At 73.5% G+C, this 3,406-nt stretch carries 4 protein-coding genes; all 4 read right to left on the minus strand.

From position 1 onward, the window contains the following. Positions 1-374 (minus strand): hypothetical protein (locus tag AB0J52_RS32855; protein ID WP_500186736.1); only part of this gene is annotated, 374 nt, incomplete at its 3' end. A 95-nt stretch (positions 375-469) separates the two neighbouring features. Further along, the gene (locus tag AB0J52_RS32860; protein ID WP_500186737.1) at positions 470-2,446 is read right to left on the minus strand and encodes an APC family permease; all 1,977 of its coding nucleotides are present in this window, start codon (positions 2,444-2,446) and stop codon (positions 470-472) included. A gap of 153 nt (positions 2,447-2,599) precedes the next feature. Further along, positions 2,600-2,935, minus strand: a complete 336-nt coding sequence (locus tag AB0J52_RS32865; protein ID WP_500186738.1) for an SdpI family protein — start codon at positions 2,933-2,935, stop codon at positions 2,600-2,602. A 94-nt stretch (positions 2,936-3,029) separates the two neighbouring features. Next, the coding region (locus AB0J52_RS32870) for a potassium-transporting ATPase subunit C (RefSeq protein WP_500186739.1) at positions 3,030-3,406 on the minus strand (377 nt) is incomplete at its 5' end.

Below are 3,406 nucleotides of genomic sequence, written 5' to 3' on the forward strand. Positions count from 1 at the left end.
AACACGCCGAGCACGGCGGCGCGGGCGCGGTCGCCGAGCCGGACGAACGAGGTCACCCAGGTCAGCGAGACCACCGTGAGGCCGAACGACAGCCCGAAGGTGATCGGCTTGCGCCACGACAGCGGACCCGTCCACGGGCCGCCGTCCACCGCGTAGACGGCCAGGTGCGCGAGCCCGGACAGGAACAGGAGCACGCCGACCGCGTAGCAGGCCCGCTCGACGCGGCGGCCGCGCGTCCAGAACGACCAGAGCCCCGCGACCACCTCTCCGGCTCGCGGGAACCCGCCTGCCGCACCTGCCGCCGCACCGCCCTGCGCGCCGCCCTGCGCGTCCCTCTGCGCGTCCGTGTGCGCTTCGTCCGCCGGGGCCGCCATGACCGCCTCCATCTGCTGAGTGAGTACTCACCCAGTATGAGTGAGCGCCCACTCAGCCACAACCCCCGGGGCCCCGGAACCGAGGAACGCCCAGGTCAGGAGACGTGCACGCGGGGGCGGCGGGACGGGTCGGGCTCGGCGCGGCGCAGCACCTCGCGGGTCACCGGGGCGACCTCGCCGTCCCCGAAGACCAGGAACTTCAGCAGGTGGCCGAGCGGGTGCCCCTCGGTCCAGTCGAAGTAGACGTTGGGCGGGCCGCCGGTCCGGTCGCGCAGCGCCAGCAGCACCGCGGCGATCGTGTTCGGCACGACCGGGCCGGTCACGCGGAGCACCCGGTAGTCGTGCAGCACCTCGCCGCGCACGTCCAGGTCCGCGCGGAAGTCGGACGAGTCGGTCACCGTGACCTCGAGGAACAGGATGTGCTGGTCCTCCGGCATCGGGATGTCGTCGCGCTGCGCGCGCTCCTTGAGCGCGTACTCCTCACGGTCGCGGGCCTGCGGCTCGTTGGCGACGATCCGCAGCGGGCCGAACGCGGCGGCGGCGTCCACCAGGCGCTCGGCGGCCGGGTCCAGCGTCACCGTGCCGGTGCGCAGCTCGAACGCGCGGTGCACCCGGGACGCGAACGAGGTGAGGAGGATGCCCGCGATGAACAGCGACGCGATCTTGATGCCGTCCGGCCGCTCCACCACGTTGGCGGACAGCGTGTAGACGAACACCGCCGTGATCAGCGCGAACCCGGCGCCCGCGGCCCGGTGGCCGTGCCGCCACGTGGCGACACACGAGGCGAACGACGCCGACAGCATCAGCACCAGCACGCCGGTCGCGTACGCGCCGCCCTGCTTGTCCACGTTCGCGTCGAACAGCCAGGTCACCAGGAACGCGATGGCCAGGAACACCAACGTCAGCGGCCGGACGGCGCCCGCCCAGTCCGGCGCCATCCCGTACCGGGGCAGGAAGCGCGGGACGAGGTTGAGCAGCCCGGCCATCGCCGACGCGCCCGCGAACCACAGGATCGCGATCGTGGACACGTCGTAGACCGTCCCGAAGCCGCTGCCGAGGTACTGGTGGGCGAGGTAGGCGAGCGCCCGGCCGTTCGCGCGGCCGCCCGTCCGGAACTCGTCCGCCGGGATCAGCACGGTCGTCGCGAAGCTGGACAGGATGAGGAACACGCTCATGATCAGCGCGGCCGTGGTGAGCAGCCGCCGGGTCTCCCGGACGCGCCCGGCGGGCCGGGCGCAGGTGTCCGACGCGTCCCCCCTGACCTGCGGCATCACCGCGACGCCGGTCTCGAACCCGGACATGCCGAGCGCGAGCTTGGGGAAGACCAGCAGCGCGACGCCGACCATGGCGAGCGGCGAGGAGTGCGCGGCGCGCGCCGCGCCCCACCAGTCGCCGATCCGCACCGGGTGCGCCGCGACGTGCGCCAGGGCCGTGGCCACCACGACCAGGTTCAGCCCGAGGTAGACGACGACGAGCACGACCGCGATCCCGATGGCCTCGCGGAACCCGATGAGGAACACCCCGCCGAGCGCGGCCAGCAGCGCCAGCGTGATCCACATGCCCCGCCCGTGCAGGACGGCCGGGGCGAGCGGGTTGGCCATGGCGTGCGCCGACGCGTCCGCCGCCGACAGCGTCATGGTGATCATGAAGTCGGTGCAGGCGAAGCCGAGCAGCACCAGCACGAAGACCTTCCCGGCCCACCACGGCAGCAGCCGCTCCAGCATGGCGATCGAGCCCGAGCCGTGCGGCGACTCGCGCGCCACCCGCCGGTACACCGGCAGCGCGCCGAACAGGGTCAGCGCGACCAGCACGACCGTGGCCACCGGGGACAGCAGCCCGGCGGCGAGCGCGGCGATGCCGGGCTGGTAGCCGAGGGTGGAGAAGTAGTCGACGCCGGTCAGGCACATGACCCGCCACCAGGGGTGGCCCGCGTGCTCCTCCGGCAGCCTGCCGTGCGGGCCGGGATGGCTGCCGCTCTGCTCGCTCAGGCCGTCCAGCAGCCAGACGCGCCACCAGCGGGCGGGCACGGAGGCGTCGCGCGCCCCTCCCGCTCCGGCGTCCGCCCCGGCCATCGCCGCCCCCCCCCGTCCCGCGATCGGTAACCGGGAGATATCCCGGTGGGACGCCGCTTACGCGCGCGGCGTCCCACCGATCGACCCGAGATACCAGCCACCGCCGGATGAACCGGGACGAACAGACCACGGAACCGGCTCAGGACGAACGGATCAGCGGACGCGGCCCCGGTAGGCCGCGTGCCCCACCAGCACGGACGCCAGTGCCAGCACGAGGCAGAGGACGATGGCGGTGAGCGTGGCCGCCATCCGGACGGCATCCGATCCGGCCACCGCCGCGACGCCCCCTCCGATCAGCATGGCGAGCCCGCTCGCGACGAGCCATGGGCCGCCCGCGCGGTGGACGATGTCCCACGCCTCGTCGCTGGACATCGACGTGCGGGTGCGGATGCCGACGACTCCGTTGCGGCGCAGCCGGCCGGAAGCCGACGCCAGGCCGCTCGCCAGGATGATCAGCCCGGCCGCGGCCAGCACGATTCCCTCGATCACGGATCCCCCCTCTTTGGCGGCGGTATGCCACGAACGGTAGCCCATGTCCGATTCGTAGATCATTTCGGCCGGGCGTCCGCGCTCGCGCCCCGCCCTACCGGGCCGGGTAGAGCCGGTCGAGGGCGAGGTTGAGGCCGAGCACGTTCACCCGCGGCTCGCCGAGGAACCCCAGGTCGCGTCCGCTCGTGTGCGCCTCGACGACCTTCCGGACCGCCGTGGGGTCGGCGTGCCGGGCCGCGGCGACCCGCTCGACCTGGATCTCCGCGTAGGCCGGGGAGATGTGCGGGTCCAGGCCGGACCCGGAGGCGGTGACCGCGTCGGCCGGGACGGCGGACCTGCTCGGGGCGTCACCCCTGACCGGGACGAGGAGGCCCTTCGCGTAGTCCTCGCCGTACTTCGCCAACTCGACCGTCACGCCGTCGTAGGTGGCGACGAAGGGCGCCTTCACGACACCGGCCTCCTCGTTCACGC

It is taken from the genome of Spirillospora sp. NPDC049652 (genome assembly GCF_040675125.1).
In the GTDB taxonomy this organism is placed as follows: domain Bacteria; phylum Actinomycetota; class Actinomycetes; order Streptosporangiales; family Streptosporangiaceae; genus Spirillospora.

Bases quoted from the DNA above. Each gene is read 5' to 3' on its own strand.
- AB0J52_RS32860 (WP_500186737.1), bottom strand. From the start codon at position 2,446: ATGGCCGGGGCGGACGCCGGAGCGGGAGGGGCGCGCGACGCCTCCGTG.